Source organism: Rhizobium sp. BR 250, assembly GCF_047445855.1.
Lineage (GTDB): Bacteria > Pseudomonadota > Alphaproteobacteria > Rhizobiales > Rhizobiaceae > Agrobacterium > Agrobacterium tumefaciens_I.
In genome coordinates this window covers 1-26035 of record NZ_JARWKW010000001.1, presented here as the reverse complement: position 1 = coordinate 26035, position 26035 = coordinate 1, and the positions used below count along the sequence as shown (strand labels likewise).

The 26035-nt window shown below is 57.7% G+C and carries 30 protein-coding genes and 1 tRNA gene; 7 read left to right on the top strand and 24 right to left on the bottom strand.

Features of this window, described 5'->3' with window-relative positions:
• Positions 1-10: 10 nt before the first annotated feature.
• Positions 11-283 carry a hypothetical protein gene (locus QD336_RS00155; protein WP_499168759.1) on the top strand — a complete coding sequence of 91 codons (273 nt, stop codon included), beginning with the start codon at positions 11-13 and terminating at the stop codon, positions 281-283.
• A gap of 24 nt (positions 284-307) precedes the next feature.
• Here QD336_RS00155 and QD336_RS00150 read toward each other — a convergent pair whose 3' ends face one another.
• The 12 genes from QD336_RS00150 to pcsA all read right to left on the bottom strand — a co-directional run bounded on the left by QD336_RS00150 (position 308) and on the right by pcsA (position 12197).
• Positions 308-598 carry a type II toxin-antitoxin system RelE/ParE family toxin gene (locus tag QD336_RS00150; RefSeq protein ID WP_499168758.1) on the bottom strand — a complete coding sequence of 97 codons (291 nt, stop codon included), beginning with the start codon at positions 596-598 and terminating at the stop codon, positions 308-310.
• Positions 595-843, bottom strand: a complete 249-nt coding sequence (locus QD336_RS00145) for a CopG family ribbon-helix-helix protein (RefSeq protein WP_499169242.1) — start codon at positions 841-843, stop codon at positions 595-597. The genes QD336_RS00150 and QD336_RS00145 overlap by 4 nt, the downstream gene beginning before the upstream one ends.
• A gap of 114 nt (positions 844-957) precedes the next feature.
• Positions 958-1626 (bottom strand): DUF502 domain-containing protein, encoded by a 669-nt coding sequence (locus QD336_RS00140; protein WP_499168756.1) that lies wholly within the window; start codon positions 1624-1626, stop codon positions 958-960.
• Positions 1627-1639: 13 nt separating this feature from the next.
• A complete protein-coding gene (locus tag QD336_RS00135; protein ID WP_499168755.1) occupies positions 1640-2143 on the bottom strand; it encodes a GNAT family N-acetyltransferase in 504 nt (167 codons plus the stop codon).
• A complete protein-coding gene (gene glmS / locus QD336_RS00130; RefSeq protein WP_499168754.1) occupies positions 2140-3966 on the bottom strand; it encodes a glutamine--fructose-6-phosphate transaminase (isomerizing) in 1827 nt (608 codons plus the stop codon). The genes QD336_RS00135 and glmS overlap by 4 nt, the downstream gene beginning before the upstream one ends.
• Positions 3967-4068: 102 nt before the next feature.
• On the bottom strand, positions 4069-5430 hold the full coding sequence (gene glmU / locus QD336_RS00125; RefSeq protein WP_499168752.1) for a bifunctional UDP-N-acetylglucosamine diphosphorylase/glucosamine-1-phosphate N-acetyltransferase GlmU: 1362 nt from the start codon (positions 5428-5430) through the stop codon (positions 4069-4071).
• Positions 5431-5640: 210 nt separating this feature from the next.
• Positions 5641-6378, bottom strand: a complete 738-nt coding sequence (locus QD336_RS00120) for a FadR/GntR family transcriptional regulator (protein WP_499169241.1) — start codon at positions 6376-6378, stop codon at positions 5641-5643.
• A gap of 212 nt (positions 6379-6590) precedes the next feature.
• Entirely contained in the window at positions 6591-7664 is a 1074-nt protein-coding gene (locus tag QD336_RS00115) for a BMP family ABC transporter substrate-binding protein (RefSeq protein WP_269341048.1), read from the bottom strand.
• A gap of 35 nt (positions 7665-7699) precedes the next feature.
• A complete protein-coding gene (locus QD336_RS00110; RefSeq protein ID WP_499169239.1) occupies positions 7700-8620 on the bottom strand; it encodes an ABC transporter permease in 921 nt (306 codons plus the stop codon).
• Positions 8620-9711: an ABC transporter permease gene (locus QD336_RS00105; protein ID WP_269341046.1), complete on the bottom strand. Its 1092-nt coding sequence runs from the start codon at positions 9709-9711 to the stop codon at positions 8620-8622. The genes QD336_RS00110 and QD336_RS00105 overlap by 1 nt, the downstream gene beginning before the upstream one ends.
• Complete coding sequence (locus tag QD336_RS00100) at positions 9701-11260, bottom strand: ABC transporter ATP-binding protein (protein WP_499169237.1); 1560 nt, start codon at positions 11258-11260, stop codon at positions 9701-9703. Before QD336_RS00100 ends, QD336_RS00105 begins: the two co-directional genes overlap by 11 nt.
• 211 nt (positions 11261-11471) lie before the next feature.
• Positions 11472-12197 (bottom strand): phosphatidylcholine synthase, encoded by a 726-nt coding sequence (gene pcsA, locus QD336_RS00095; RefSeq protein ID WP_499168750.1) that lies wholly within the window; start codon positions 12195-12197, stop codon positions 11472-11474.
• Between the two features lie 210 nt (positions 12198-12407).
• Here pcsA and QD336_RS00090 point away from each other — a divergent pair, with 210 nt between their 5' ends.
• Positions 12408-13616 carry a UbiH/UbiF family hydroxylase gene (locus tag QD336_RS00090; protein WP_499168748.1) on the top strand — a complete coding sequence of 403 codons (1209 nt, stop codon included), beginning with the start codon at positions 12408-12410 and terminating at the stop codon, positions 13614-13616.
• On the opposite strand, the gene QD336_RS00085 is transcribed toward QD336_RS00090, so the two are convergent.
• The gene (locus QD336_RS00085) at positions 13600-14538 is read right to left on the bottom strand and encodes an AEC family transporter (protein ID WP_499168747.1); all 939 of its coding nucleotides are present in this window, start codon (positions 14536-14538) and stop codon (positions 13600-13602) included. The two genes, QD336_RS00090 and QD336_RS00085, sit on opposite strands and share 17 nt — an antisense overlap.
• Positions 14539-14573: 35 nt before the next feature.
• Entirely contained in the window at positions 14574-15320 is a 747-nt protein-coding gene (locus QD336_RS00080; RefSeq protein ID WP_269341042.1) for a cytochrome c biogenesis CcdA family protein, read from the bottom strand.
• Between the two features lie 282 nt (positions 15321-15602).
• On the opposite strand from QD336_RS00080, the gene QD336_RS00075 reads away from it, so the two are divergent.
• The 5 genes from QD336_RS00075 (at position 15603) to QD336_RS00055 (ending at position 20734) form a co-directional block, all read left to right on the top strand.
• Positions 15603-15678, top strand: a tRNA-Lys gene (locus QD336_RS00075).
• A 1154-nt stretch (positions 15679-16832) separates the two neighbouring features.
• The gene (locus QD336_RS00070) at positions 16833-17021 is read left to right on the top strand and encodes a helix-turn-helix domain-containing protein (RefSeq protein WP_499168746.1); all 189 of its coding nucleotides are present in this window, start codon (positions 16833-16835) and stop codon (positions 17019-17021) included.
• Positions 17014-18330: an AAA family ATPase gene (locus QD336_RS00065; protein WP_499168744.1), complete on the top strand. Its 1317-nt coding sequence runs from the start codon at positions 17014-17016 to the stop codon at positions 18328-18330. Before QD336_RS00070 ends, QD336_RS00065 begins: the two co-directional genes overlap by 8 nt.
• Before the next feature lie 773 nt (positions 18331-19103).
• On the top strand, positions 19104-19724 hold the full coding sequence (locus QD336_RS00060; RefSeq protein WP_499168742.1) for a hypothetical protein: 621 nt from the start codon (positions 19104-19106) through the stop codon (positions 19722-19724).
• Positions 19721-20734: a hypothetical protein gene (locus tag QD336_RS00055; RefSeq protein ID WP_499168741.1), complete on the top strand. Its 1014-nt coding sequence runs from the start codon at positions 19721-19723 to the stop codon at positions 20732-20734. The genes QD336_RS00060 and QD336_RS00055 overlap by 4 nt, the downstream gene beginning before the upstream one ends.
• Before the next feature lie 1156 nt (positions 20735-21890).
• Here QD336_RS00055 and QD336_RS00050 read toward each other — a convergent pair.
• From QD336_RS00050 to QD336_RS00005, 10 genes are all read right to left on the bottom strand, one after another.
• Entirely contained in the window at positions 21891-22247 is a 357-nt protein-coding gene (locus QD336_RS00050) for a hypothetical protein (protein ID WP_499168740.1), read from the bottom strand.
• Between the two features lie 171 nt (positions 22248-22418).
• Positions 22419-22769: a hypothetical protein gene (locus QD336_RS00045; RefSeq protein ID WP_499168739.1), complete on the bottom strand. Its 351-nt coding sequence runs from the start codon at positions 22767-22769 to the stop codon at positions 22419-22421.
• A 5-nt stretch (positions 22770-22774) separates the two neighbouring features.
• Positions 22775-23086 carry a hypothetical protein gene (locus tag QD336_RS00040; RefSeq protein WP_499168737.1) on the bottom strand — a complete coding sequence of 104 codons (312 nt, stop codon included), beginning with the start codon at positions 23084-23086 and terminating at the stop codon, positions 22775-22777.
• Between the two features lie 71 nt (positions 23087-23157).
• Positions 23158-23442, bottom strand: coding sequence for a hypothetical protein (locus QD336_RS00035; protein ID WP_499168736.1), 285 nt, complete (start codon positions 23440-23442; stop codon positions 23158-23160).
• Positions 23443-23507: 65 nt separating this feature from the next.
• A complete protein-coding gene (locus QD336_RS00030) occupies positions 23508-23825 on the bottom strand; it encodes a hypothetical protein (RefSeq protein WP_499168735.1) in 318 nt (105 codons plus the stop codon).
• Positions 23818-24249 carry a hypothetical protein gene (locus QD336_RS00025; protein WP_499168734.1) on the bottom strand — a complete coding sequence of 144 codons (432 nt, stop codon included), beginning with the start codon at positions 24247-24249 and terminating at the stop codon, positions 23818-23820. Before QD336_RS00025 ends, QD336_RS00030 begins: the two co-directional genes overlap by 8 nt.
• Positions 24250-24305: 56 nt before the next feature.
• Positions 24306-24581 carry a hypothetical protein gene (locus tag QD336_RS00020; protein ID WP_499168732.1) on the bottom strand — a complete coding sequence of 92 codons (276 nt, stop codon included), beginning with the start codon at positions 24579-24581 and terminating at the stop codon, positions 24306-24308.
• Positions 24582-24696: 115 nt separating this feature from the next.
• Positions 24697-25077: a hypothetical protein gene (locus tag QD336_RS00015; RefSeq protein WP_499168730.1), complete on the bottom strand. Its 381-nt coding sequence runs from the start codon at positions 25075-25077 to the stop codon at positions 24697-24699.
• Positions 25078-25185: 108 nt separating this feature from the next.
• A complete protein-coding gene (locus QD336_RS00010) occupies positions 25186-25386 on the bottom strand; it encodes a helix-turn-helix domain-containing protein (protein WP_499168729.1) in 201 nt (66 codons plus the stop codon).
• 436 nt (positions 25387-25822) lie between these two features.
• Positions 25823-26035 (bottom strand): integrase core domain-containing protein (locus QD336_RS00005; protein WP_499168728.1); only part of this gene is annotated, 213 nt, incomplete at its 5' end.

Sequence of the window (26035 nt, the reverse complement as noted above, 5' to 3'; positions counted from 1 at the left end):
GTGAACGCCCATGAACATGATCGACCCACGCCGCCCGCCACCCGCCTTCCGCAAGGGTTATGCGCTCTGCTCGCCGCAGAATATCCTGCAGCCCGACACATTTGCGAAAAGCGAGAAAAAGGCGATCGGCAAGGCGTTCAAGAAGCCCGGGCGCAAGAAGGCATGGGCAGAGGCGCTGGAACAGGGCTGGAGCGTGCGGCTGGTCTATATGCGGCTTTTCGTTCCCGTATTCCACGCGACCAATACCGGGTCGGAAGTGGATGATATGGATGACGAGGATTGACCATGAAATCTGGAGACTGTTTGGCTAAAGCGCCGAAGGCCACCGCTGCGATGTGTGGATGATCGTCAAAATTTCGATATCCTCGCCCACGCGATAGGCAATGATGTAGGAAATGTCGGAAAGCACGGCTTCCCGTGTTCCTCTGATTCGTCCGACCCGCCCCATTGCTGGCTGCTCCGCCAATATATCAACCGCTGAAACAATGCGGGAAATCACCCGGGCTGCAGCCGCTGGATTATCCTTTTCGATATGCGCACCAATTTCATCGAGCCGTCGCAGCGCCCGTAAGGTCCAACGAATTCGCCGGTCACTCATGACGGCCGAGTAGATCTTACATATTTTCTAACAATGTTTGCGAGATCCTCAGGCGTCCCGAACTCGCCGCGATCGGCTTCCGCCACACCGGCCTCGATCTCTGCAAGCTGCCACTCCTCACGGGCAACAAAGTCCTCAATCGCCCGCGCCGCCATGTAGGATCGCGACCGATCAAGTTTTTCCGCCAACTGGTCAAGTTTGTCGGCAACCTCATCAGGCAGACGCACAGTGAATGCAGTCATGATCGCAACCTCTTTCGGTTCACCACGATTATTAGTGAACCACATTGGTTCGTCAACCGTATGGCCTTTCATTCTGCCGTGAGAATGGAGGAACGAGCCTGGCGCCTCGCAACGCCTTCAAACCGGCGCGATCATCTTCGGCGGCGTGAAATCTGGCGCCACGATACCGCCGGAAATCAGCAGTTTCGCCGCATCTTCCGGCGTCATGTCCAGCATCACGATCTTGTTTTTTGGCACGAACAGCAGGAAACCCGCCGTCGGCACCGGTGTCGGCGGCAGGAAGACGGCGACCATCTGCTGGCCCATCTCGTTGAAACGATAGGCCAGTTCGCCCTTGGCATCGGAGGCGACGAAGACCATGGCCCAGGTGCCGGAGGACGGAAACTCGATCAGGCCGACCTTCTTGAAGGAGTTCGAATGCTCCTTCAGAACCGATTCAAACAGCTGCTTGATGCTCTTGTAGATCGGCCGCACCAGCGGCATGCGGTTGAGGATGGACTCGCCGAAACCGACGATCCATTTGCCGATGAGGTTGTTGCCGAGAAAGCCGATCAAGGTGATGCCGATGACGGCGATCAGCAGGCCGAAACCGGGGATTGCCACATCGAAATATTGCTCGGGGTCGTAACGGGCGGGAATATAGGGTTTCACCCAGCTATCCGCCCATTGCAGGAAACTCCACACCAGCCACATGGTGATGGTGACGGGCGCAAGGATCAGGACACCCGTGAGGAAGCTGTTGCGCAGACGGGCTGCGAAGGAGATTTTGACTGGAATATCGGTCATTTACCGTTCGGAATTAAGCGTTGTCGCTATCGAAACCCGGATGAAAACCGACAATGCCGGATGGAGTTCCGCCATGCAAGCGTAAGGCCAACAAATATTTGTCAGGGATGCCCCTGCTGTGCAGACCCTCGAAATGCCGGAAACCGAAGCGGCCGTAATAGTCGGGATCGCCGGCCAGAACGCAGCCGGCGGCCTCAAGCCGATCCAGCGTGGAAAGTCCCTCCCGCACGAGGCGCGAGCCTATTCCCTCACCCTGCCTGTCCGGAGCGACAGAGATCGGCCCGAGCGCAAACCAGCGGCCTTCCACACCGGGCAGGGAGACGGGCGAAAAAGCGACGTGACTGACGATTTCCCCGCCATCTTCCGCCACCAGGGAAACGGTCAGCCCCCCCGCCTTGCGCAGCCGGTCGACGATCAGATGTTCCGTCTGGTCGCTGAATGGCATATTCCGGAACGCAGCTTCGGTCAGCGCTCCGATCGCCTCTTCGTCGCCCTGCCGCTCCGGCCGGACGATCATTCCACCGTCACCGATTTCGCCAGATTGCGCGGTTGGTCCACATCCGTGCCCATGAAGACGGCGGTGTGATAGGCGAGCAGCTGGATCGGCAGCGAGAAGACCATCGGCGCGATCAGCTCGTCGACATTGGGCAGCGTGATCGTCGCCATGGTGTCGAGCTTGGAGGCGGCAGCCCCCTTCTCATCGGTGATGAAGATGATCCTGCCACCGCGTGCGGCGACTTCCTGCATGTTCGACACGGTCTTTTCGAAGAAGCGGTCATGCGGCGCAATGACGATAACAGGCATGTTCTCGTCAATCAGCGCGATCGGCCCATGCTTCAGCTCACCGGCGGCATAACCTTCGGCGTGAATATAGGAAATTTCCTTGAGCTTCAGCGCGCCTTCCAGCGCCAGCGGGAAGCTGGTGCCACGGCCGAGATAAAGCACATCCTTGAAACGCGACAGATCGCGCGACAGCGCCTCGATCTGCGGCTGGATGACGTTCAACACCTTGCTCATGATGCGCGGCATCTCGATCAGATGCTGCACCAGCTGTTTTTCTTCACCCGGTTTCAGCGTGCCGCGAGCCTTGGCCGCAGCAACGGCAAGCGAAGCCAGCACCGCAAGCTGGCAGGTGAAGGCCTTGGTGGAGGCGACGCCGATTTCCGGGCCGGCGAGGATCGGAAAGATCGCATCCGATTCGCGCGCCATGGTCGATTCCCGCGTATTGACCACCGCGCCGATCTTCAGCCTCTCCTGCTGGCAATAACGGAGCGCCGCCAGCGTATCGGCGGTTTCGCCCGATTGCGAAATGAACAGCGCCGCCTGCGTGGGGACGAGCGGGATTTCGCGGTAACGGAATTCCGAAGCAACATCGATTTCCACCGGCAGGCGGGCATAACGCTCGAACCAGTATTTGCCGATCAGGCCAGACAGATAGGCCGTGCCGCAGGCAGAAATGGCAAGGCCGGAAAGCTTGGCGAAGTCGATGGCCTTGTCGGCCTGCTTCACTGTCTTGGAAGCGAAATCCACATAGTGGCTGAGCGCATGGGAAATGACTTCCGGCTGCTCGTAGATTTCCTTTTCCATGAAGTGGCGATGATTGCCCTTGTCGACCACGAAGGCCGTCGCCTGCGAAATCTGCCGCTCGCGCTTCACCGGCTTGCCGGAGAAATCGATGATTTCAGCACCCTGCCGGGTGACGATGGCGCAGTCGCCATCCACCAGATAGGTGATCTCGTTGGTGAAGGGCGAAAGCGCGATGGCATCGGACCCGAGGAACATTTCGCCGCGGCCATAACCGACGGCAAGCGGCGGGCCGGAGCGGGCCGAAAGCAGCGTGCCGGGGTCGTCCTGGAACATGACGACCAGTGCATAAGCACCGGTGACGCGGTTCAGCATCTTCAGCATCGCTTCGCGATGGCCAAGGCCCTCACGCGTATATTTGGCCAGAAGCTGCGCCACCACCTCGGTATCGGTCTGGGTGGTGAAGGTGGCGCCCTCGGCGGTCAGCTCATCGCGCAATTCGGCGAAGTTTTCGATGATGCCGTTGTGAACGACGGCCACGCCTTCGACGAAATGCGGATGGGCATTGGTCTCGTTCGGCACGCCATGGGTCGCCCAGCGTGTATGCGCAATACCGACGACACCCGGCAGCGGCTTTTCCGAAACCAGCTTTTCCAGGTTGAACAGCTTGCCTTCCGCCCGGCGGCGGTCCATCGCGCCATTGTCGATGGTGGCGACACCGGCCGAATCGTAACCGCGATATTCGAGACGCTTCAGCGCATCGACAAGCCGTTCAGCAACGGGCTCAGTTCCGACAATTCCGACAATTCCGCACATATATTTCTCCAGACGGCGATCTCTTCGCCGGAACTACTAACCGTTTCCGTGAAATCGGCAATTATGCCGCCGGTCACTTTCAGTATCGTTTGGTAACGTCTCTCAGGACGATTTTTTCTTCGCTTCTTTCAGCGCTTTCGCCCGCTCACGCACGACGGTCGCCCGGCCCGGCTTCACTTCCTGCCGTGCGCGCCCAAAGGCTAGCGCATCATCGGGCACATCATCGGTAATCACGCTGCCGGAAGCGATATAGGCCCCCTCGCCAATCGTCACGGGAGCGACCAGCGACGAGTTCGAACCGACGAAGCTGTTCGCACCGATGCGGGTTTCCGCCTTGTTGTAGCCGTCATAATTGCAGGTGATAGTGCCGGCACCGATATTGCTGCCAGCACCGATGAAGGCATCGCCGATATAGGTCAGGTGATTGACCTTGGCGCCCTCGCCGATCTCGGCCTTCTTGACCTCGCAGAAATTGCCGACCTTGGCATTGGCATGCAGGTTCGCACCCGGGCGCAGCCGCGCATAGGGGCCAACCGTCGCACCTTGCGCGACATGCGCACCTTCCAGATGCGAGAAGGCGTGGATGACCGCGCCAGACTCGATGGTCACGCCGGGGCCGAAGACGACATTGGGCTCGATCAGCGCATCCTGTCCGATCTTCGTATCGAAGGAGAGGAAGACGGTCTCGGGCGCGATCATCGATACGCCATCGACCATCAGTTCATGACGGCGGCGCTCCTGCCAGAGCTTCTCGATAAAGGCCAGTTCGGCGCGGTTGTTGCAGCCGACCAGTTCGTTTTCCGGCGCGTCGATGGCCACCGCGCGGCGGCCAAGCGAACGGGCGATCTCGACAATGTCGGTCAGATAATATTCGCCCTTCACATTGCTGTTGCCGATCCGGCCAAGCAGATCCAGCGCATTGCGGCCATTGATCGCCATCAGGCCACTGTTGCACCAGGTCACCTTGCGCTCTTCGTCGGTAGCGTCCTTTTCCTCGCGGATCGCCACCAGCTCACCATTCTCGACCAGCAAGCGACCATAACCCGTGGGCCGGTCGGTGTGGAAACCGATGACGGCAACGTCGGCGCCGGCGGCGATGGCTTCGCGCGCACGGTCGAGCGTCGCTGAGGTGATGAGCGGCACGTCGCCATAAGCGATAATCAGGTCGTCAAAACCGCGCTCAATGGCGGCGCGGGCAGCGAGAACGGCATGGCCGGTGCCCTTGCGTTCCGTCTGGAGAAAAGCTTCGACCTCAAGGCCCGGCAGGCTCGCGGCGGCTGCGACATTGTCGGCATCGCGCCCGACGACGAGCGCAACCGTACCGACACCCGATCCAGCCACCGCCTCAACCACATGCGTGATCATCGGACGCCCGGCGACCGGATGCAGCACCTTGGATTTTGACGATTTCATGCGCGTGCTGTCGCCCGCTGCGAGAATAATGGCTAGAGAGCTGCGCTCCATAAGACCTCCAACACCCCGTTAGCGGCTGCCTAGCAGCCGGTACAGCGGCATATGTTTGACTTCACGCCATCCGCAAAACGAACGGGCGCATCGGTAACTTCATTCCGGAATTGCTATAACGGCGGCCCACTTAAGAAACCATGCAAATCTGCACCAAATTTCCGCAGGGATTTTCATCAAACGTGATCAGCGGCGGGATGGCGATCGGCCCTATCGGCGGGGATTGCGGGCCGTGAACTGCAATATCTGCTGGCGGCCGTTTTCAATCAGCCTCTCCATCTCGCGCCGTGCAGCCGCCTCATCGCGCAGACGAAACGCTTCGACGAGTTTCAGGTGAGAGGCGGAAACGTCGGAAATCTCGTCGGGATCGGTATCCGGATTGCTCATCCGGAAGATGCCGACCAGTGCCGCCTTTATCAGCGAGCCGACGGTGCGCATGAACGGATTGCCGGACATTTCGGTGATGAGGACATGGAAATTCATATCCGCAAGCGCCCGCTTTTCCTTGGAATAGGCCGTATTGCCCATCTCGTTGGCGTAAGCAGCGAGCTTTGCAATATCCGCATCATTCGCCCTGATGGCGGCAAGTCCCGCGCCGTAGGGTTCGAAAGCCTTGCGGATATCGTAGAGATGCAGCAGGAATTCATCGCTGACACCGGCCTCGAAGTGCCAGAGCAGCACTTCGCTGTCGAACATGTTCCAGCTTTCCCGCTCCGTCACCCGGGTGCCGATACGCGCCTTGGGGGAGATCATGCCCTTGGCGGTCAGCGTCTTCATCGCCTCGCGCAACACGGTACGGGAAACTTTCAGCCGCTCCATAAGCTCGGCGTCACCCGGCAGGATGTCACCCGTCTTGAAGGTGCCGGAAACGATATCGAGACCGAGCTTGTGAACGACCTGTGCATGATTTGTCCGCAGCTTTCGAAAACCGATCGCCGCATCGAGCATTCCGCGCTGCAAGTGCCATGTCCTTCCGTTCGGTTGGCGATCACAAAAATCGCGCCAGACGTGTGTATCTCAAGTCAGATTATAGTGAAAAACATCAAGTTGCATGAAAAGCAAAGGCAAACTTCATCCGCGCAGTAAAACACATGAAAATAAGCAAAGCCGCACATGAATTTCATGTGCGGCCTGTCATCAGTAATGGAAGAGAATCCGCATTATTGCGGCAGCTTGTCGTCCACGCCGGCAACGTAGAAGTTGAGGCCGAGCAGAACCTTGTCTTCTGCCTTTTCACCCGCCTTCAGCCATTCCGAACCGTCCTGCTTCTTCACCGGGCCGGTGAAGGGGTGCAGTTCGCCCGACTTGATCTTGGCTTCGGTTTCCTCGGCCATCTTCTTCACGTCATCAGGCATGTTGGTGTAGGGCGCCATGGTCAGGATGCCGTCCTTGAGGCCGTCCCAGATGGATTCGGACTTCCAGGTGCCGTCGAGAAGAGCCTGCGTGCGCTTGATGTAATAGGCGCCCCAGGTGTCCTTGATGGCGGTCAGCTGCGTCTGCGGGCCGGCGGCGATCATGTCGGAAGCCTGGCCGAAAGCCTTGATGCCGCGTTCGGCCGCAACCTGCATCGGTGCCGTCGTGTCGGTGTGCTGCGTCAGGATATCGACGCCCTGGTCGATCAGCGCCTTGGCCGCATCGGCTTCCTTGCCGGGGTCGAACCAGGTATTGGCCCAGACGACCTTGACCTTGAAGTCCGGATTGACGGACTGCGCGCCGAGAACGAAAGCGTCGATACCCATCACCACTTCCGGGATCGGGAAGGAGGCGATGTAACCGGCAACGCCCTTCTTGGACATTTTCGCGGCGATCTGGCCCTGAATGTAACGGCCTTCATAGAAACGCGAATTGTAGGTCGCGACGTTTTCAGCCGTCTTGAAGCCGGTGGCGTGCTCGAACTTCACCTTCGGAAACTTCTGGGCAACCTTCACGGTCGCATCCATGAAGCCGAAGGAGGTGGTGAACACCAGTTCGCAGCCGGAACGGGCCATGCGCTCAATGGCGCGTTCAGCATCCGGGCCTTCCGGAACGCTTTCGAGGAACGGCGTTTCGATCTTGTCGCCGAAATGCTTCTGCAGCTCTTCGCGACCGATTTCATGCGCCTGCGTCCAGCCGCCATCGGTGCGGCTGCCGACATAGATGAAGCAGACCTTCTTGGCGTCGGCGGCTTCAGCGGAGGAAACAACGCCTCCAAGCGCCGCGATGGAAGCGGCAAGTGCGATGACCAGTTTTTTCATTTTTACCCCTGTTGGTTTGGAGACGTGAGAATGCTTCACCTGTCCGGCACGAAGGATTTGCCCAGCGATGCCGGTGTATTGATCAAGGTCGTGCGGCGATTATGCGAGATGATGACCAGCACGACAATAGTTGCAAAGTAAGGTAGCGCCGAAAGCAATTGCGACGGCACGCCGATGCCGAAGGCCTGCGCGTGCAATTGGCCGATGGTGACGGCGCCGAACAGATAACCGCCCGCCAGCAGGCGCCACGGACGCCAGGAAGCAAAGACGACAAGCGCGAGCGCAATCCAGCCGCGCCCGGCCGACATGTTTTCCACCCATTGCGGCGTATAAACGAGCGACAGCTGCGCGCCCGCAAGGCCGGCGCAGGCGCCGCCGAACATGACGGCCAGATACCGCGTGCGGATGACATTGATGCCGAGCGCATGGGCCGAGGCGTGATTGTCACCGATGGCGCGGATTTTCAGGCCCGTGCGGCTTTTGAACAGGAACCAGCTGATACCGAAAACCAGCGCGATGGACATGTAGAAAATCAGGTCCTGCCGGAACAGCAACGGCCCGATGAAGGGGATTTCCGACAGAACCGGAAACACGATCGGCTGCAGCTTGATGCCCGGCAGGCCGACAAAGCTTTCCCCCAGCATGCCGGAAACGCCAAGGCCCAGAATGGTAAGCGCAAGGCCCGTCGCCACCTGATTGGTGACGAGTGTCAGCGTCAGGAAACCGAACAGCAGCGAGAAAACCGCACCGGAAGCAATCCCGGCCAGAATGCCGAGATAGGGTGAACCCGTCATATGCGCGGTGGCGAAAGCGCAGACCGCACCCATGATCATCATACCTTCGACGCCGAGATTGAGCACGCCTGCGCGTTCGGTCACCAGTTCTCCAGAGGCAGCGATGACGAGCGGTGTCGCGGCGGTGATGACGGTGAGAAGAATGGCCTGAAGCATATCCATCATGCCGCTCCTTCTTTGCGATGTGCCTTGCCGGTGAAGACGACCCGGACGCGATAGAAGATCAGCGTATCGCAGGACAATACGAAGAACAGCATCAGCCCCTGGAACACCCTCGTCACCTTGTCGGAAACACCGATCGAAAGCTGCGCCGCCTCGCCACCGAGATAGGTCAGGGCCAGCACCAGCCCGGAGAGAATGATGCCGAGCGGATTGAGACGGCCGAGAAAGGCGACGATGATGGCGGTAAAGCCATAACCCGGCGAAATACTGGGCTGGAGATGTCCGATGGAACCGGAGGCTTCCGAAATGCCGGCGAGCCCCGCGAGCGCACCTGAGAGCAGCAGTGAGAACCACACCATGCGGCTCGACGAGAAACCGGCGAAACGCCCTGCCCTTGCAGACTGGCCGAGCACGGTCACCTCAAAGCCCTTCAGCATGTAGCGCATCATGAACCACAGCGCGATGGCAGCGACGATGGCGAACACGAAACCCCAGTGCGCCCGGCCCGAGGCCAGCATTTCCGGCAGAACGGCGCTCTCGTTAAAGGGCTTGGTCTGCGGGAAATTATAACCGCCCGGATCGCGCCAGATGCCGCGCGTCAGCCAGTCGAGGAAAAGCTGCGCGACATAAACCAGCATCAGGCTGACGAGGATTTCATTGGTATTGAACTTCGTCTTCAACAGTGCCGGAATGCCCGCATAAAGCGCACCACCAATGGCACCCATCACCATCATCAGCGGCAGAATGAGCGGCGAATGCCAGTCGGGATAAAGCACCGGCAGGATGGAGCCGGTAATCGCGCCGATGGTGAATTGCCCCTCCGCGCCGATATTCCAGTTATTGGAGCGATAACAGATCGAGAGACCCACGCCGATCAGGATCAGCGGTGCGGCCTTGATCGCCAGTTCATGCAGCGACCAGACCTCCAGCAGCGGCTCGACGAAAAAGGCATAAAGCGCATGGGCCGGATTTTTGCCGAGCATGGCGAACATGACGGCGCCGACCAGCAGCGTCAAAACCAGCGCCAGCAGCGGTGAAAGCAGGGTGAAAAGCCGGGAGACCCCTGCGCGTTTTTCAAGCTCAATGCGCATGCTGGGCAGCTCCCGAATGTGACGTCTGAATGCCGCCCATCAACAGACCGATCTTTTCAAGCGTCATCTCCTCCACCGGATGGACTTCGGACAGCTTGCCGTCGGAAATGACTGCGATATTGGTGGCAACCTCGAAGATTTCATCGAGATCCTGGCTGATGACGATGACGGCCGAGCCGGCCCTGGCGAGATCGACCAGCGCCTGGCGGATGCGGCTTGCGGCACCCGCATCCACACCCCAGGTCGGCTGGTTGACGACAAGCACGGAAGGCTGACGGTCAAGCTCGCGCCCGACGATGAATTTCTGCAGGTTGCCGCCGGAAAGTGAACCCGCCAGAGGATCGGCCCCGCTCTTGCGCACATCCATGGTTTCCGAAATGCGCCGCGCTGCCGCCTTGATAACCGAGCCGCGGATGACGCGCAGGAAACCGCCGGCCAGGAACGCCTTGCGGTCGGAGCGCGCCCGCGCCAGCAGCAGATTGTCGGAAAGGCTCATGCCGGGAACGGCGGCATGGCCGTGGCGCTCCTCCGGCACGAAACCCGCGCCCATCAGCCGGCGGCCATTGATGCCGATACGACCGACCGGCTTGCCGCGCAGATGGATCGCGTCATTATTATAGACGGGATATTCGCCCGAAAGCGCATCGAACAGCTCGCCCTGCCCGTTGCCAGCCACACCGGCAATCGCCAGCACTTCACCGGCACGCACCTGCATGGAAATGGACTTCAGCGCCACGGCGAAAGGTGTGCGCGGCGCAACCGAAAGCCCCATGACTTCGATCTGCGGCGCACCGAGCGCCTCGCCCGTCGCGCGAGAAACGCTTGCGACATCGCTGCCAACCATCATGCGCGCCAGCGATGCCGGTGTTTCCTTGCGCGGATCGCAGGCGCCCGTCACCTTGCCATGACGCAGGACGGTGGCGCGGTCGCAGATACGCTGCACCTCTTCGAGGCGATGGCTGATATAAAGCACCGAACGGCCTTCGGCCTTCAGCTTTGCCAGTGTCTCGAACAGCTTGTCGGCTTCCTGCGGCGTCAAAACCGAGGTCGGCTCATCGAGAATGATGAGGCGCGGGTTCTGCAACAGGGCGCGGACGATCTCGATACGCTGGCGCTCGCCGACCGAAAGATCGGCCACATGCGCATTGGGATCGAGCGGCAGGCCATAGGCGCGCGACAGCGTTTCCGCTTCCCTGGCGATTTCTTTCAGAGAAATTTTCGGATCGAGCGACAGGGCGATGTTCTCAGCGACCGTCAGCGCCTCGAACAGGGAAAAATGCTGGAACACCATGCCGATGCCAAGCCTGCGGGCCTCGCTGGGCGAGCCCACGGACACTGGCTGGCCCTGCCAGATGATGTCACCCTCGGTCGGCGCAAGTACACCGAACAGCATCTTGACCAGCGTCGACTTGCCGGCGCCGTTTTCACCCAGAAGCGCATGGATTTCGCCCGGCGCAATATCGAGATCGATGCCGTTGCAGGCGGCAAAATTGCCGAACAGCTTGGTCAGCTTGCGGACGGACAGGAGAGGCACGGCCTCCGGCGCCAAAGTTCCAGTCACGAGTTCCCTCTCTCACCGACCGCCGCGCCTTCTTCGAAGCGTTTCCAACGATCGTGGTCATTGTTCCCAATCAGACGCCAATGCGTATGCAATTTCATCCAATCAAGACATATTGATAACTGTTTTGCTGCTGCGCACAACTGAAAAAGACACTGCTTAAATGCAATTTGCACAAGCAATAAACAGCTTTATCTTTTCATCATTTCGCGCCGAGCGACGGGAAAAACTGCAGGATTCCCCCGATGCAATAAAGGTAGATTCCGCTCACCACGAAGCCGATCACCGCCCATGTCGGCGTCTGGAAATGCATCAGCAGCGCATAACCGCCAAGCGCGCACCAGATGGCCACGACAAAGAGATTGAGCGGCCGCAGCCGCTTCACCCGCACCGGATGCAGGAAATTGATCGGCAGGAAGGTCAGGAACACCGAAACCGTCACCACCGTCATGGCCGTGGTCGCGCTGGCATCCATTACGAACAGGGTGAAGATCACCATATTCCACACGACAGGGAAACCGGAGAAGAAATATTCATCCGTCTTCATGCCCATATCGGCATAATAGATCGCGCTCGAAACCACGATCATGCCGGCCGCCACAAAGGACCAGGGTTCACCGATCATGCCGCTCTGGTAGAGCGCAAAGGCGGGCAGAAGCACATAGGTGACATAATCGATGATATTGTCGAGCGTATCGCCCGACCAGTTGGGCAGAACGTCCTTCACCCTGACCTTGCGGGCGATGGGACCGTCAATGCCATCCACCAGAAGCGCAAGCCCCAGCCACCAGAACATATCGACGAAGCGATGTTCGGAAGCGGCCACGACACCGAGAAACGCCAGGAAAGAGCCGGACGCCGTTAAAATATGAACGGAAAAGGCGCGGATTTCCGCATAGGGAACACGCTTGTAGTTGAAAATTTTCATGGTCAGCGCCTGCGCCCCGTTTTTTCATCCGCCCTGTTCATTCCGGTATGCGGCCATTCACCACGCTTTGCAACCGGCTCAACCCGCTTATCCTAAGACTAATATAAGAGGGCAACCAACGAATCTTCACAACCGGATGTTCAAGAGCCGAAGTGGATTTACCCGCCCAAAGCCTCTATGATGTTTTGGAAATAACAATGGATCAGGACCATGAGACACTTCGATATCGCCATCACCGGTGCCGGCCTTGCAGGCCAGATCGCGGCCATCGCGCTCGCCCGGGCCGGCCGCCATGTGGCGCTCATCGCGCCTTCGGGCGAAAGGAAGGACCAGCGCACCACGGCGCTGATGGACCAGTCCATCCGTTTCATGGACCGTCTTGGCCTCTGGTCACGCATCATGCCTTCGGCCGCACGCCTGTCCACCATGCAGATCATCGACGGCACCGACCGGCTGCTGCGCGCGCCGACCGTGCAGTTCCGCTCCTCCGAAATCGGGCTTGACGCCTTCGGCTGGAATATTCCCAACGAGGCGCTGCTCGGCGTTCTCAGCGAGGTGGTGGAGCAGGAACACAATATTACCCGCCTCGACACAACGGCCGAGACGATCGACATCGGCAATGACCGGATTTCGGTCACGATCGCGGATGGCGAGGTGCTGTCCGCCGATTTCCTGATCGGCGCCGACGGCAGGAAATCGATGGTGCGGGAAGCCGCCGGCATCGGCGCCAAATCCTGGTCCTACCCGCAGACTGCCGTGGTTTTGAACTTCGGCCACAGCCGCCCGCACGGCAATGTCTCGACGGAATTCCACACCCCCACCGGACCTTTCACGCAGGTTCCCCTACCGGGTGACCGCTCCAGCCTCGTCTGGGTCGTCACACCGGAACAGGCCAGGGAGCTGACGGCCTTGCCGCTGGAGGCGCTGAGCCTGAAGGTCGAGGAGCGCATGCAATCCATGCTCGGCGCCGTGACCGTGGAAAACAGCGTGCAGGCATGGCCGCTTTCCTCCATGACCGCGCATCGTTTCGGCAAGGGCCGCGTCGCCCTGATCGGCGAGGCTGCGCATGGTTTTCCGCCCATTGGCGCGCAGGGGCTGAACCTCAGCCTGCGCGACATCATCGCCCTGACGGAATTGCTCGGCGCCGTCTCGGACAGGCCGATCGCCGCCGATGCAGGCGCGAGCTTCGACCGCAGGCGGCGTGCGGATGTCTATAGCCGCACGCTGAGCGTCGATCTTCTCAATCGCTCGCTGCTGTCGGACCTTCTGCCGGTACAGATGGCGCGCGCGGCCGGCCTGCATGTGCTTTCCGGCATCGGCACGCTGCGAAGCATGGTCATGCGCGAAGGCATCGAGCCCGGTCGCGGCCTGAAGGCCCTGCCCTCATTGCTGTTCGGCAGCTTCAAAAAGGCTGGATGAAATATACCACGCCCGTCAGCGTAAAGACCGACAGCACCGTCGAGATCAGGATCGTGGCTGACGCCCGCTCCTGCCAGACGTGATATTGCTGGCCGATGACGAAGACATTCGTCGCGGTCGGCAACGCCGCCAGAAGCACGGCGGAATAAATCCACACCGGCTCGAACCGCCCAAGCGATGACAGAAGCAGATAAGCGGCAAGCGGATGCAAGATCAGCTTGGCCGGCACGATATAGCTGATCTCCACCGGCACCCGTTTCATCGGCCGAAGCGCCAGCGTCACGCCCATGGCGAAGAGAGCACAGGGCGCCGCCGACTGCGCCAGATAATCCACCAGCCGCTGCACCGCTTCCGGCGGCTGCCAGGAGAGCGAAGCGGCCAGGAAACCGGCAATGACAGACACGATAAAGGGATGGGTGATGACCTTGCGCGCCACATCCAGCGCAAGCCTTCCGACTGAGCGCTTGTCCCCGCCGGCAACCGCCATCATCGCTGGCGCGACGATGAAATGGGCAGCGTTTTCAAGGCAGACGATCAGCGCTACCGGCACCGCCGCCTTCTCCCCAAGCGCCAGCAGCGCAAGGCCCGGCCCCATATAGCCGATATTGCCGTAACTGGCCGCGAAACTCTGGATCGTGGTTTCGGCGAGGCTGTTTTTCCGCACGAAGCGGCCGATCAGGAACACCAGCAGGAAAATGCCATAGGTGCAGGCAAGGCTGGCGGCGACAAAATCCACGCGCGCCAGCTCTTCCACCGGTGTCTTGGAGACAAGCTTGAAAAACAGCGCCGGCAGCGCGGCATAGATGATGAAGGTATTCAGCCAGCCCATCGCCTCGACCGGCTGTTTCGTTATGCGCGCCGCACCGTAACCGATGAAGATCAGGCCGAAAAACGGCAACAGCAATCCCACGATATCGGCCACGATCATTCCCCTCGCCTGTAATGTCCGCGGGAGGCTTAACCGATTTTCATCAGGATCGGAAAGGTCTCCTGGAACCAGATCGCGACATTGGTGATGAAACCGGACATGAAAGCGAGACCGGTGAGCACCAGCAGCACGCCGAGCAGCTTTTCCACCAGACCGAGATGGCGGCGGAAGCGAACGAGGAAACGCATGAACGACCCGGAAAACGCCGCCGCAATCCAGAACGGCACCGCAAGGCCAAGCGAATAGACCGCAAGCAGCATCGCGCCATCGCCGACCGTATCACGCGCGGCGGCAACCCCGAGGATAGCCCCCAGAACCGGGCCGATGCAGGGCGTCCAGCCAAAGGCGAAGGCGAGACCCATGACATAGGCCCCCGACAGCGTGGCCGGCTTGCCCGCCCCCTGAAACCGCGCCTCGCGCGAAAACAGGCCGATGCGGAAAACACCGAGGAAATTCAGGCCCATGAGAATAATGATGAAACCGCCGATCTTGGCGAGGATATCGAGATTCTGGCGCAGAAGCGTACCGATCGTCGAGGCGCCAGCCCCGAGCGCCACGAACACCGTGGCAAAACCAAGCGTGAAGAAAAAGGCCGAAAACAGCACGGCCCGGCGAATCTCCGGCCGCGGCGCGGTCTCTTCCGTCCGGAACTGTTCGACCGAAACACCCGCCATATAACAGAGATAAGGCGGCACCAGCGGCAGGACGCAGGGCGAGAGAAACGAAAGAGCGCCGGCCAGAAGCGCACTGAACAGGGAAATATCGGCAATCGACAAGAAAGAACTCCGCATCCCGCAAAGCCGCCGCGATTCTCGAGATTCGCCACCACTTCACGCTTCATTTTCGCGCATGTCATTGCCGCGAAACGATTTCACCCGTCCGCCCGACACGCCTGAAGCCGGTTTTATCCCCAGCCGCCCCCTCTCTCCAATCACCTTTTCGGGGGTGCGACAAAAAAAACCGTATTGAGTGTCGAAACCGCTTTTTTTGGGTTGACCGAACGGATCGCTCTACCTATGTTCCGCGCACTTCCGAAGGGCAGCCAAGCCCGGACACGGGAGAGCGTAGCTCAGCCGGTAGAGCAACTGACTTTTAATCAGTAGGTCCAGGGTTCGAATCCCTGCGCTCTCACCACAATTCCCCAAAGAAATCAAGGCTTTACCAAAAACGGTGAGGCCTTTTCATGCTCCAAGCCCGCTACTCTGAAATCCCCTGTTTTCTGGGCTTTTACATCCTGTTACCGGCGCTTACATGGAACACACTTGGATCATGGTACACGGTGGAACATGGTCCGTTTATGGCTGGGAATCGGCTTTATTTGGCCCGCTGCCGCGTGCGTGCTGCCCGCCCCGTCATGGCTGGGACAGTCGATGAAACAAATTCTTTGCCACGATACGCGTTTCGTCACATGCGGTTCACGAATAGCTTCTCTCGGCATTCACACTCCTTTTTTTTCGTCGTATTCAGCCCCGCCCGGTTCTCTTAGCCGCGCGGGGTTTCCTTTTTATGAGAGGGGCGCACAAACAAGCCGATTGAGCATTGCCCGGTGGTGATTGCCTGCCTCGCTAACACTGCAACCGTTTGTGCGCGCCCCGCGATTCTCCCGCATTGCTACGCCCCGGCCAGTTACAGCCCCTCCTCGATTCCAAGGCGCGCTTTCAACTGGGCGGGCAGAAACAAGCGCAGCGCGTTAGCCCTAGGCCGCAGGCCGCAGGGATTGGCCTCCCCTACTGGGTTGCACCAGTGACGAGACGCAATCCACTACGGTGCAAAATACCTAGGTGAATTTGACCACTTCGCCACATAGCTGCCCCGTAAGGCGCAATCCGGTTTTCGTGGCGTATCACAAAGCCGGTGTCAGTATGGCCAGCCCCTGCCCCGCTGTGGTTCGGATTTACGGCCTATCGGCCTTTATCGGGGCGTTCGCCCCCTCAGCTACCCGCCCTCTAGGGATAAGGAGGCGAAAGTGACGAAATGGGGAAGTGTCGCTTCGGGGTGTCGTGGTTTGCATGGTGTTTACGGTGTAGTGACTGGCAATGCGTCACTGTGTCTTAATGGGTCCCGTATGTTGCTACAATAAGGCGTTACGTCAAAGAATGTCATTGACTCGCGCTCGGCAATAATCCTATAAGCCCGGTGCGAATCGGAGTCGCGCCACGTCTGGCCCGTGCGATCCGCACGCAATCAGTACATCGCTAGGAATTTGAAACGCCCTATTGGCGCGGCATCATGCTGCATCCAATCGGCGCGTTTTTTCCGTTCCTGCATCATTTCGAAAAGGAGGAAGAATGCAAAGAATCGATCTAATCGTCGGCACGCAAGCTATTGCGGATGCAATTGGAGTCACGGCCCGGCGCGTGCGGTTCATGGTGTCACGCAAAGAAATCCCCGTTTTCCGTCTTGGCGGCTCAATTACGATCCGGCGCGCAACGCTGGAGTCGTGGATTGCTGGCCTTGAAGCGGCAGCGCATGACTAATTCCACCATTAATGAGGAAGAACGCCTAGCATGGGAGGCCTACGCGCCTGAGAGGCAAAGACTCGAATTAGAAGGAATCCATCGCGAAAGATACGAGGCGACGGAAGACGATTATCGTCAGCCTTATGACGACTCGGACCGATATGATTTTGTGCCGGAAAATGACGAAAGACCGGCCCCGGATGAATATGATTCTGATGGGCCAATGAGCGATTTCGAGCCGCTTGAGTCCGTCCAAATGAAAGACTGGGATGATGACGACGTTCCCAAGCGCGAATGGTATTGGGATGGTATGTTTCCGCTATATCAGGTCGGCATTCTATCGGCTGAGGGCGGCACGGGCAAATCCTTGCTTGGATCGCAAGCAGCGGCTGTCACTGCCCTGAGGCGAAAGACGTTCCTAGGCCGTGAAATCATGGGCGGCCCGGTGATCTACCTAGGCGCTGAAGATGATGAAAACGAATTCAAGCGACGGTTTCATGACATCGCAAGAAGTGAGGGCGTGTCGCGCGGTGACATCAACGGGCTTCATTTGATCCCCATGGCCGACAAAGACCCGCTGTTGAGCGAGCCGGACAAGAAAGGCCAGATGCAGCCAACGGAGACGTGGCATAGGCTTGTCGAGACAGTCAAGCGCGTGCGCCCCGTGGCCCTGTGGCTCGATACAGCGGCGGACCTGTTTGGCGGTGACGAAATCAAGCGCGTTCAAGTCCGTCAATTCGTGGCCATGTTGCGCACCCTAGCCATTGCGCAGCGTGTTACCGTTGTGCTGCTTTATCATCCGTCGCAATCCGGCATTGAGTCGGGCACGGGCAAATCAGGTTCAACTGCATGGTTTAACTCGGTTCGTTCGGCTGTTTTCATGACGGAAGAAAAGGACGAGTCCGGCAACTTGCGCCGTATCAGGAATACCAAATCGAATTACGGCAAGAAGGGGAAAGGCTTTGTCGTCAAATGGCAAAGGGGTGTTTTCGTTTTGCATGACGAGAATGCGCCGCCAACGCCTGAGGAAACAAAGCGACGTAGGGATGCGGAATTTGAATTCATGAGTCGATTTGTCGAGTATGACGGCAAGGCGACCAATGGAACGCTTTCCAGCAGCAAGAATTCTCCGCAATTCGCGCCGAAGGTTTTGCACAAGATGCACGCCACCAGTTTCACGCAAAGGGATTTCGAAATGGCCCTTGACCGTCTTATGGGTGACAAGCTGAAGATTGAAACGGTACGCGTGAACGGTCGGGACAAGAGCTATATCGCGCTTGATGACCGAAAGCAGGATGACGCAAGGCGTTACGGAGAAGTTGACTAGGGTTTAGGTCAACAGGTTGCGCAAGTCCACAACATGTTGACTAGTTGCGAGACTTGCGAAAAATCACACACACACCCCCTTATACCCCCATAACTAGTTGCGGTGGCCCGCCGCTGCACGGTTCCAACTAGTTCCGGGGGGATTGCGTGGAGGGGTCGCGAAACCTGAAATGAATAAAAGAAAGCAAGCCAAAACGATGCAGTCAACCCGGTGCGAGGCTCAATCAATGAGCGCCGGGCAATGGCTGTCACGGCAGAGGAACGGCAGCACTATGAAGCGTGGTGCATTAACGACCAGTGCAGCAGCGCCCCAGCCTATTACCCGGTAAAGGCGTAAGGCTCCTAAGCCAAGCACAACCCATCAATGATTATCAGGCCCGTTGCCCGTGAAAAGGTGGCGGGCCTTTCCTATCCATCAACGCAACACAAGCAGAACGAATGTCAGTCACGAAACTATTACACACATGCGAACGATGCGGTCCGGGGTTATAGCCCAATAAGACAGATCGAACACGGTTCTGCGGCCGGGCTTGTGACCTTGCCGTCAATGGTGAACAAGCCGAGCGCCAGCGCGGCAGGAACGGCGGTAGCCGGTCAATACGATCCGTGGCCTGTAATGTCTTTCCACAGCTTCGCCATGGCTGCGCGGCTGCGCCTCGGAAAACGCATTTGGCGTTTTCGGGGCACTAAGTGAAAAGACACGCCCGAACTGCCTTTTGCGTTAGGATCGGAGAGTTGATTCGGGCGGGGGCGTCTATGTGGCGAGTAGGAAGGATGGCAGCGGGTATAGCCTGCATGCTGTTGAGTGCGGGGGCAGTCTACGTCTACAAAAGCGGGGAGTTTCCGTTTGAAATTCTAGCTGCATTTCTTTTATCGTTTGTCACTTGGGCCTTTGCGGAATACAAGGCTGACCAGAACGGCGACGCTGGCACGCTCCTTCATCCACACGATATCAAACTAGCCAACGAGCTACGAAGGCTGTTTACACCCCGGCTCCGTGGACTTCTCCGTGATTTCGACTTCAGCAATTCTTTCGAATTTGAAGCCGTCGAGCCGCTTAAGGTCTTACAGGAATGGTCAGGGCCTGCTTTCGAGTTTGAAAATGAAGAACTCAATCGCCTATTGGATGCAATCATCCAAATTTCCAGCGAGGTATACGACCAGATTGTTGAGGAAGCTCGTCCAATCGAGCGAATGGCGAGGTGGGAATGGTGGTCATTTGCGACGGATGACGAACGCATCTCCGACTTCTATGGGAAAGAAACGTTCTCAAAAATATTTCGCATTAACGCCAACACTACGAAGCTGTTTGATGCCCTCAATGACTTTGAGCGCGTGTTTAAACGGCTTGCACCCGCTAGCTATGCTCAAAACACCGAGGTAGATGCCCAATGAATGAACGGAAGAACGATACTAGCCGCGTTCAGGAATGGCCAACCTTGGCAGAAAATCACTGGTATGCGCTCGCCATAACTAGCGCAATTCTCACAGGGCTAGCCATACTTACGGCCTTCTTTTTTATCTTCGGGAACGGATTTGATGGAGACGACGATCTCAAGATGGCGCAGGCGCTGGCACCGTTTGGAGTCGCCCTCTTCGCATTAGTTACGTTTTGCACCGCTGGCTGGCGCGGATCGATAAATACAAGGCAAGCAAATCAGTCTGAGAGTGAAGGAAGGGCGAAACTACTTCAGGAGGGGGCGAAATTTCTCGCTGAGGGGGGCAAACCCGCCCATGTCTCTGCAGGAATAGCTACTCTTGGAGTTCTAGTATCCGGCGGCGACAAAGATTACGGTTTTCAGGCAATGAATTTGCTTGCTGACTATATAGAAGATCACATGAGCTCTAGTCACTCCCATAGACATAGGCCTCAAATATCTACGGTGATGACGAAAGGCGACGAAAATGGCTTAAATACAGGTAGAAACATTTCGTTCAGTCATGAAAGCGATGAGCAAACGCCGGATGATGACGAAGTTTATTGGTCGTTTATTCCGGGCTTTAAGTTGGTGTCCTACTATGGTGGTGTTTTTGATTACGACCCCAACTACGAGCTAGACGACCTGTATGGCGTTGAGTTTCGCAATGTTGAGATTTCTAATTGGCGTCACGTCCATCTAGACCATCGATTTTATCGTTGCCGATATACGAACTGCGGAATTAGGTCTGTCGACTCATTGCTCACATTGAACCATGGTGCGGATTTCGCATATGCTTTCAATGATTGCGACTTTTCAGGCTGCGAAATATACGATGCGCAACTGTTAACTAAAGACTTAAAAAAGCAGAGAAATTATTATTTGAGGCAGAATCCCCCCGCGTTGATAAGCGGTGATCAACCGGCAGACTGGGAGGAAATTTTTGAATGTTTCGATGAAAAGCCGAAACGTGACTGGCCGTTTTGAGGCTCGTCAGTTTTTGCCGAAACTCTAGCGATTTCTGTTGCCCGTCGTGTGCTGGCTATATGTCTTGTTTGCTTTGCTCATGATTTTCCTTTGTGGTGAGTGCGTCGTTGGTTTGTCGGCAAAGGCTGCACCGTTGGGCCATGCTGACTTGAGTTTGTTGTGTGACAGGGTGACAAGGCTCAGAGCTTTCGCTCTTCGGACGCCAGCAAGCTGGCTTTGCTGCCCGCCTCTCTCTGAACTATGCCGATTGTGGAATGCAGATGCCTGTACGAATATTGCCAGACGAAAGCAAATCGCCGTAGGAGCCCGCTGAAGGCCGTTAGGTGTAGCCGCTGCGGTCTTGCCTATCGCGGCCCATGCGCGCCCATCCTACCCTTGCCAGTGCCGATTTGTGCGGTAGTCATGGCTGCGCGATCCCCCGATAGACGGCAGGGACAGATGTGGGGGGGGGCTTGGAATCTGAGCAAACCTTGCTACGTGGGACCGGTGGGGGCCACTAACACGTGCACTTGCATATTCCAGCCTAGGGGCAAATGTTCGCGTCGTGGGCAAATGCTCACAATGGCGAAGTGATGGTTTTCGGAAATCGTCACCTTGGGTTATCGTGGTCCATTAAATCATTAGGTCAAGTAACAGTGACGAAATATTCATGCATTTCGCTTGACAGAAAATCACGTATTAGAAAAACGGCTGTGATGCAATGGGCGGGGCTTTGGTGCGCAATGGCTGCGATTGGCGTCATGGGAATGTTTTTGCCCCGGCTTACGCCGGTGCGCCGCCCGCCCCTCTTTGGCATGGATCGCTGTCATGGCTGGCATGGGCTGGGATTGGCAATGGCCGTCACGCGCTGCCATGGATGGTTCAGCCTGCCCTGCCCCGTTTCAGGCCCGTGGATGCAGAGAGGACGGGCGGCAGCAAGGCCTTAGGCCGCGCAGCCATGGGCGCAGCCCGTGGAAAGGCTTGCGTGCCAGAAATAGGCCCCGGTTTCCCGTTTTGCGATCCTGAAACAAAAGGCTTCCGAAAGTTACTAAAGGGTAGTTTGAGGGGAAGGGGCAGAAAAGGTTTAGGGTTTCGCAACACAGCGCGTTTCGTGGCGGTGATAGGCAATCACACCCGCCAAGCCTGAAACGCGCGTGTATGATCAAAACACCAAGGATTAAGCGGCCTTTGGTAGCGTAATCGCGTCTCTCGCTGCCGGTGGCGGATTGAAGCGGCCAATTCGAACCGATCGCTTTTCGCTTTCGACGCAATCCCGCTCCGCCCACGTCTCAATTGTGCTGTCAGCCTTGGAGATCGGCATGAATGTTCCATCGTCTCGCTTTCGAACTACGTGCATTGTTGCCGCCGGGTTGTAACCTTCTGCGATCATCTTGCGGGCCAGAGCGGGAATAGGGCTTCGGGTTGTGCCAGCCTTGCAGCGGTTGCTCTGGTCGTTTTTCATCCCTGTCTTGATGCACGTCGCGGCGAAAGAGCCGGTCAATTCTACGGTAAAAATCTGATGATTATCGTTCAAGTCGTTTCCTTTCGTTGTTGTGCGCTTTTTTTGGCTTTGTATTTCGCAACACAGCGCGTTTCTCGTCTTTCGGCTAGGGTTATGCCCCTGAACCCCTGTTTGCTCGTCTATATTGACTACCGTTACACGGCAAAGAGCCTTCGCTGGGAGGTGTCCACCCCCCCTGCCCGGTTAAGCCGCCTTGCGGTTCGCCAGCCGCAAGTCCCGGATATCCTCGGCGCTTAGGGCGTTCCAAGCCTTAGACGCAGCGGCGGCAATGGCTGTCCCGGCCCGCGTGCCCCGCGTCATGTTGAGCCATGCCGGAATGATTGCGCCTTTGCCCGGCCCCGCAACGAATTCGCCTCCGTCATGGTGCGCCAGAACAAGGCCTGAAATAGTCAGGTCGAGAGGCTTGATATGCGCCGTAAACCGGCAAAGGACTCGCGCGCCGTAAACGTCCGTTGTGGGTGCCGGGCTGGGGATGATATCCGAAATTTCGATGTCGCGGGCATGGATAGCAACGTTCGTGTTTTCAGCTTCCATTGCGGTCAACCCTGCTCAATCGTCATTGTGTCTGGAAAGCCGCCTGCAACGTCCGTTTCCCGGCCTAAGTGGGCGTGCCAGTTGTCGAGCGCTGCCCGATAGTGCGGCAGGACTGCGGCGCGCTTGTGATAGCTTGTCATGGGCGGGATTCCGGGTCGCCAGCTTACTTGCGTCCGCCCATCGTTGCGCAAGAATGTCTCTAGGCAGTGACCAGTTGAAAACAGGTGTTTCATTTTGACCGTTGCGGCCCGGTACGGTGCGCTTTCCGTGGTTGCTTGCGCCCGTGCGTTGGTGGTATGTGTTGCGATTCCTTTCATTGCGATACTCCTTTTTCTCTCATTTTCTTGTCATTGGAAGCCCGGAAGGTTAGCCCATCCGGGCGTCTGGATTAGCTAGGGATGCGGACCCGTGGCGCTGGCGTAAGCGTGCCGGTTCGGGTCTTTACGTCATATTTCAGAGCGGCGTTGTAACTGGCGAAAAGCTTTGCAGCCGCCAAGCGTCCGACGCTGAAAAGCTGGCAAGCCTCGTCCGGGATAGGTTCGCCCCCGGTTGCCACGGGTTGCGCGATAAGGTTGTCTGAAAGATGCTCTACAACCTTGTAAATCCGGGTTTCCGAATTCAGGTCGCGGCCATTGGATCGGGCCACAATATGGAAGCCGTTTAGGTACGTCATTAAGTCTCCTTTGCTGTTTGCAGGCCCTGCACCATGCCGGGCCATTGGTTTAGGTCTGCGGCGCTCTAAGCGGCCTCATTGGTGCACGGCTTGACCTTGTGGCCGTGCATCTTTGCGTACTCCCACGCCAATTGCGGGGTTTTGCAAATCATGTGAGCGGCAAGCCCGGTTTCCTCGTCAATGTCCGCGACAAGAGGCAGGCGCGACGGATCGGCATCTGGATTATTCAGGGGCACAACAATCCATTCCTGCCGTTTCGGGTCTAGGCCCTTGACTGCAAAGAAAGAGGCGGTTCGCCGCGTGCCCTCCATCGTCAGGACAACGGCAGTTGCACAAGAATCCGGGGCTGGTTTCGCATTAATTTCCGGGGTTGCGTCATGCATTGCGGCGTGTCCGGTCGTCGTTCGTGGCGGCATTGTCACCGACTAGTGACGAACGGTAGGACTCGATCTGATCCACTGTCATATTGCCCATGGGGGTGTCGGCATTTGCAACCACGGCAAAGGCCATTGCGTCGCCATAGCTGCCAAACATGCGGCTTCCGTCTCTTGCCGGGTTTACCGACGAAATCAGGCTGTCAATCTCGAAGAATTGGACCGGAAAAGCCGTGCTCGTGGAATTGCCGTCCGCCATGCGAATTTCAGTGATGAGGCGACCGCCATAGACGCCGATAACTTCAAAGATTGCGCCGATTTTCGAGCGTAGGCCCGACGATGGGTCGTCGTTTTTGCGCAGTGCGAGAATGAATTTTCCCTGCCACCATTCCCGCGTTTCTGCCGGTGCCGTGGTTTCGATTTGTTCCGTCATTGCCCGTATCTCCTTTTCTGGTTTGCCGTGCCCTTCCGGGTCTGGCCTGTGTTTAGTTAAAGACGTTCGTCTAGGACGCTTTCCGCTTCCTCAAATGTGTGGCATAGCTGCCACTCATCGCTATTGATGCTTGATTTTTTAAGCTCGTATTGCGATCCGCCATGAACAGGCGTGCCGTCGTCAAAGGTTGCCTTAACGATAATATTGCCCCTAACGGACTGCATTACTTTGAAAAGCCGGGGTCGGCGGGCATTGATAAAGACTGCCCAATTAGCCTCTTTCGGATTTTTCTTGCGCGTTACTTGCGAAACGTTCTCTTGTGCCTGCATCATTTGCCCCTCTTGTCGTCTTTCGGCGGCGCTGGAAACCAAATCTTGCCCGGAGTCCATTTCACGGGGCGACGCGCCAGCATGGAGACGATTTTGCGGTTTTCTTCGCCTTGCCGGTTCATGCCGCGACCTCTTGGATACGTTCGATGATGTGCGCCCCTGCCCCGGCAAAATTGCCCGTGACAAGCTTTTCCGGGTCGATTGCGATCATTTCCGGCATTGCCTGCAACATGACCTTGCGCATTGTCCCTGTCTGGCTGGCGTCATCTGCCGCGATCATGACGGAAGCCTTTTCGCGGCGTGCCATGTCAATGAAAACCGAAATGCGGCTTGTCATAGTGTCCCCGGCCCGTGCGCCCTTGATCGTGGTGTTTACGGTGCCCCGCTCGGCATCGCTCTTTGTGATCTGGATTTCACACTCCGGGAAAAGCAGGGTATAGACCGCGCCGCCCGGCTGATAATCAGGCCGCACATAGGCCAGAACGTTTTCGAAATTCATGTTTGATCCTCCTTTTTTTTGGTCGCGGTCTGACGCTTCCCGACGCTTGTTTTCGCGCGGGCCAATTCGTCAAATTGTCGTGGTGTCGTGGTGCGTCTAAGCGGCGTCTTAGTGCGCCGTGCTGCGTTCCAAGCCGTCAAGCCATGCGGCGAGGCTGGCGCGGCGGATCGCAATGCTAGAGCCGATTTTTAAAACTGGAATCTTGCCCTGATCTACGAGGGCGTAAATCCGGCGCGGGGAAAGGCCGGTTTCGGCGGCAATGTTCTTTGCGCCTACGATCATTTGAGTTTGGTTAGTGGTTGCGTCCATGCGGTGCTGTCTCCTTTTCTGTCGATGGTTCCATTCGGTTCCTTTGGTTTCTGGTCACGGCTATTCGTTGCTAGGCCAAGGCCCGCGACGTGTTGCAGTAATGTAATGAAAGTTGGCCCGGAGGCCCAGCAAAACGGCTCGTCTGAGGCGCACCAATTCGCGGCCTTTTCGTTCCGTTGCTTTTCCCTTACCTTCCTTTAACTCCTATTGTCAACGCTTCACATGCATTTCTTGAAATTTAATTTCGTTTTGGAGTCCGTCACGGCACGAAAAGTGCGCCATGGACCTGTTTTGCAAGGCTTTGAAGCATGGCTTGCTTCATTCCAGACAGAGCGGGCACTGGCCAAGCGCCAGCGCGGCAGGCCCTAGGGCGTAAGCCCGTAGGCAAAGGAAGACCGGTAATCCCCCCGCTTTCAACGGGGCTCCGCGGTAGAATTCACGCGGCCATTTTCAGTTTCTGAGCGGGCGTGATGCCGCCGATGCCCATATTGGGACGTTCGTTGTTGTAGGTCCATAGCCACTGCGTGGCAAATTCCTGTGCCTCCTCAATGCTTTCGATGATGTGCTGGTCGAGCCATTCATGTCGGACGGTCCGGTTATAGCGTTCGACATAAGCATTCTGCTGCGGCTTGCCCGGCTGGATGATGTG

Excerpts from the sequence above, each read along its gene's own strand:
- QD336_RS00025 (WP_499168734.1), bottom strand. The coding sequence starts at position 24,249 with ATGACGGAACAAATCGAAACCACGGCACCGGCAGAAACGCGGGAATGG.
- QD336_RS00105 (WP_269341046.1), bottom strand. The coding sequence starts at position 9,711 with ATGCGCATTGAGCTTGAAAAACGCGCAGGGGTCTCCCGGCTTTTCACC.
- glmU (WP_499168752.1), bottom strand. The coding sequence starts at position 5,430 with ATGGAGCGCAGCTCTCTAGCCATTATTCTCGCAGCGGGCGACAGCACG.
- QD336_RS00090 (WP_499168748.1), top strand. The coding sequence starts at position 12,408 with ATGAGACACTTCGATATCGCCATCACCGGTGCCGGCCTTGCAGGCCAG.
- QD336_RS00065 (WP_499168744.1), top strand. The coding sequence starts at position 17,014 with ATGACTAATTCCACCATTAATGAGGAAGAACGCCTAGCATGGGAGGCC.
- QD336_RS00110 (WP_499169239.1), bottom strand. The coding sequence starts at position 8,620 with ATGGATATGCTTCAGGCCATTCTTCTCACCGTCATCACCGCCGCGACA.
- QD336_RS00030 (WP_499168735.1), bottom strand. The coding sequence starts at position 23,825 with ATGCATGACGCAACCCCGGAAATTAATGCGAAACCAGCCCCGGATTCT.
- QD336_RS00010 (WP_499168729.1), bottom strand. The coding sequence starts at position 25,386 with ATGGACGCAACCACTAACCAAACTCAAATGATCGTAGGCGCAAAGAAC.
- QD336_RS00070 (WP_499168746.1), top strand. The coding sequence starts at position 16,833 with ATGCAAAGAATCGATCTAATCGTCGGCACGCAAGCTATTGCGGATGCA.
- QD336_RS00140 (WP_499168756.1), bottom strand. The coding sequence starts at position 1,626 with ATGACCGATATTCCAGTCAAAATCTCCTTCGCAGCCCGTCTGCGCAAC.
- QD336_RS00155 (WP_499168759.1), top strand. The coding sequence starts at position 11 with ATGAACATGATCGACCCACGCCGCCCGCCACCCGCCTTCCGCAAGGGT.
- QD336_RS00020 (WP_499168732.1), bottom strand. The coding sequence starts at position 24,581 with ATGATGCAGGCACAAGAGAACGTTTCGCAAGTAACGCGCAAGAAAAAT.
- QD336_RS00035 (WP_499168736.1), bottom strand. The coding sequence starts at position 23,442 with ATGACGTACCTAAACGGCTTCCATATTGTGGCCCGATCCAATGGCCGC.
- QD336_RS00060 (WP_499168742.1), top strand. The coding sequence starts at position 19,104 with ATGGCAGCGGGTATAGCCTGCATGCTGTTGAGTGCGGGGGCAGTCTAC.
- QD336_RS00055 (WP_499168741.1), top strand. The coding sequence starts at position 19,721 with ATGAATGAACGGAAGAACGATACTAGCCGCGTTCAGGAATGGCCAACC.
- glmS (WP_499168754.1), bottom strand. The coding sequence starts at position 3,966 with ATGTGCGGAATTGTCGGAATTGTCGGAACTGAGCCCGTTGCTGAACGG.
- QD336_RS00150 (WP_499168758.1), bottom strand. The coding sequence starts at position 598 with ATGAGTGACCGGCGAATTCGTTGGACCTTACGGGCGCTGCGACGGCTC.
- QD336_RS00015 (WP_499168730.1), bottom strand. The coding sequence starts at position 25,077 with ATGAATTTCGAAAACGTTCTGGCCTATGTGCGGCCTGATTATCAGCCG.
- pcsA (WP_499168750.1), bottom strand. The coding sequence starts at position 12,197 with ATGAAAATTTTCAACTACAAGCGTGTTCCCTATGCGGAAATCCGCGCC.
- QD336_RS00135 (WP_499168755.1), bottom strand. The coding sequence starts at position 2,143 with ATGATCGTCCGGCCGGAGCGGCAGGGCGACGAAGAGGCGATCGGAGCG.
- QD336_RS00115 (WP_269341048.1), bottom strand. The coding sequence starts at position 7,664 with ATGAAAAAACTGGTCATCGCACTTGCCGCTTCCATCGCGGCGCTTGGA.
- QD336_RS00040 (WP_499168737.1), bottom strand. The coding sequence starts at position 23,086 with ATGAAAGGAATCGCAACACATACCACCAACGCACGGGCGCAAGCAACC.
- QD336_RS00120 (WP_499169241.1), bottom strand. The coding sequence starts at position 6,378 with ATGCTCGATGCGGCGATCGGTTTTCGAAAGCTGCGGACAAATCATGCA.
- QD336_RS00045 (WP_499168739.1), bottom strand. The coding sequence starts at position 22,769 with ATGGAAGCTGAAAACACGAACGTTGCTATCCATGCCCGCGACATCGAA.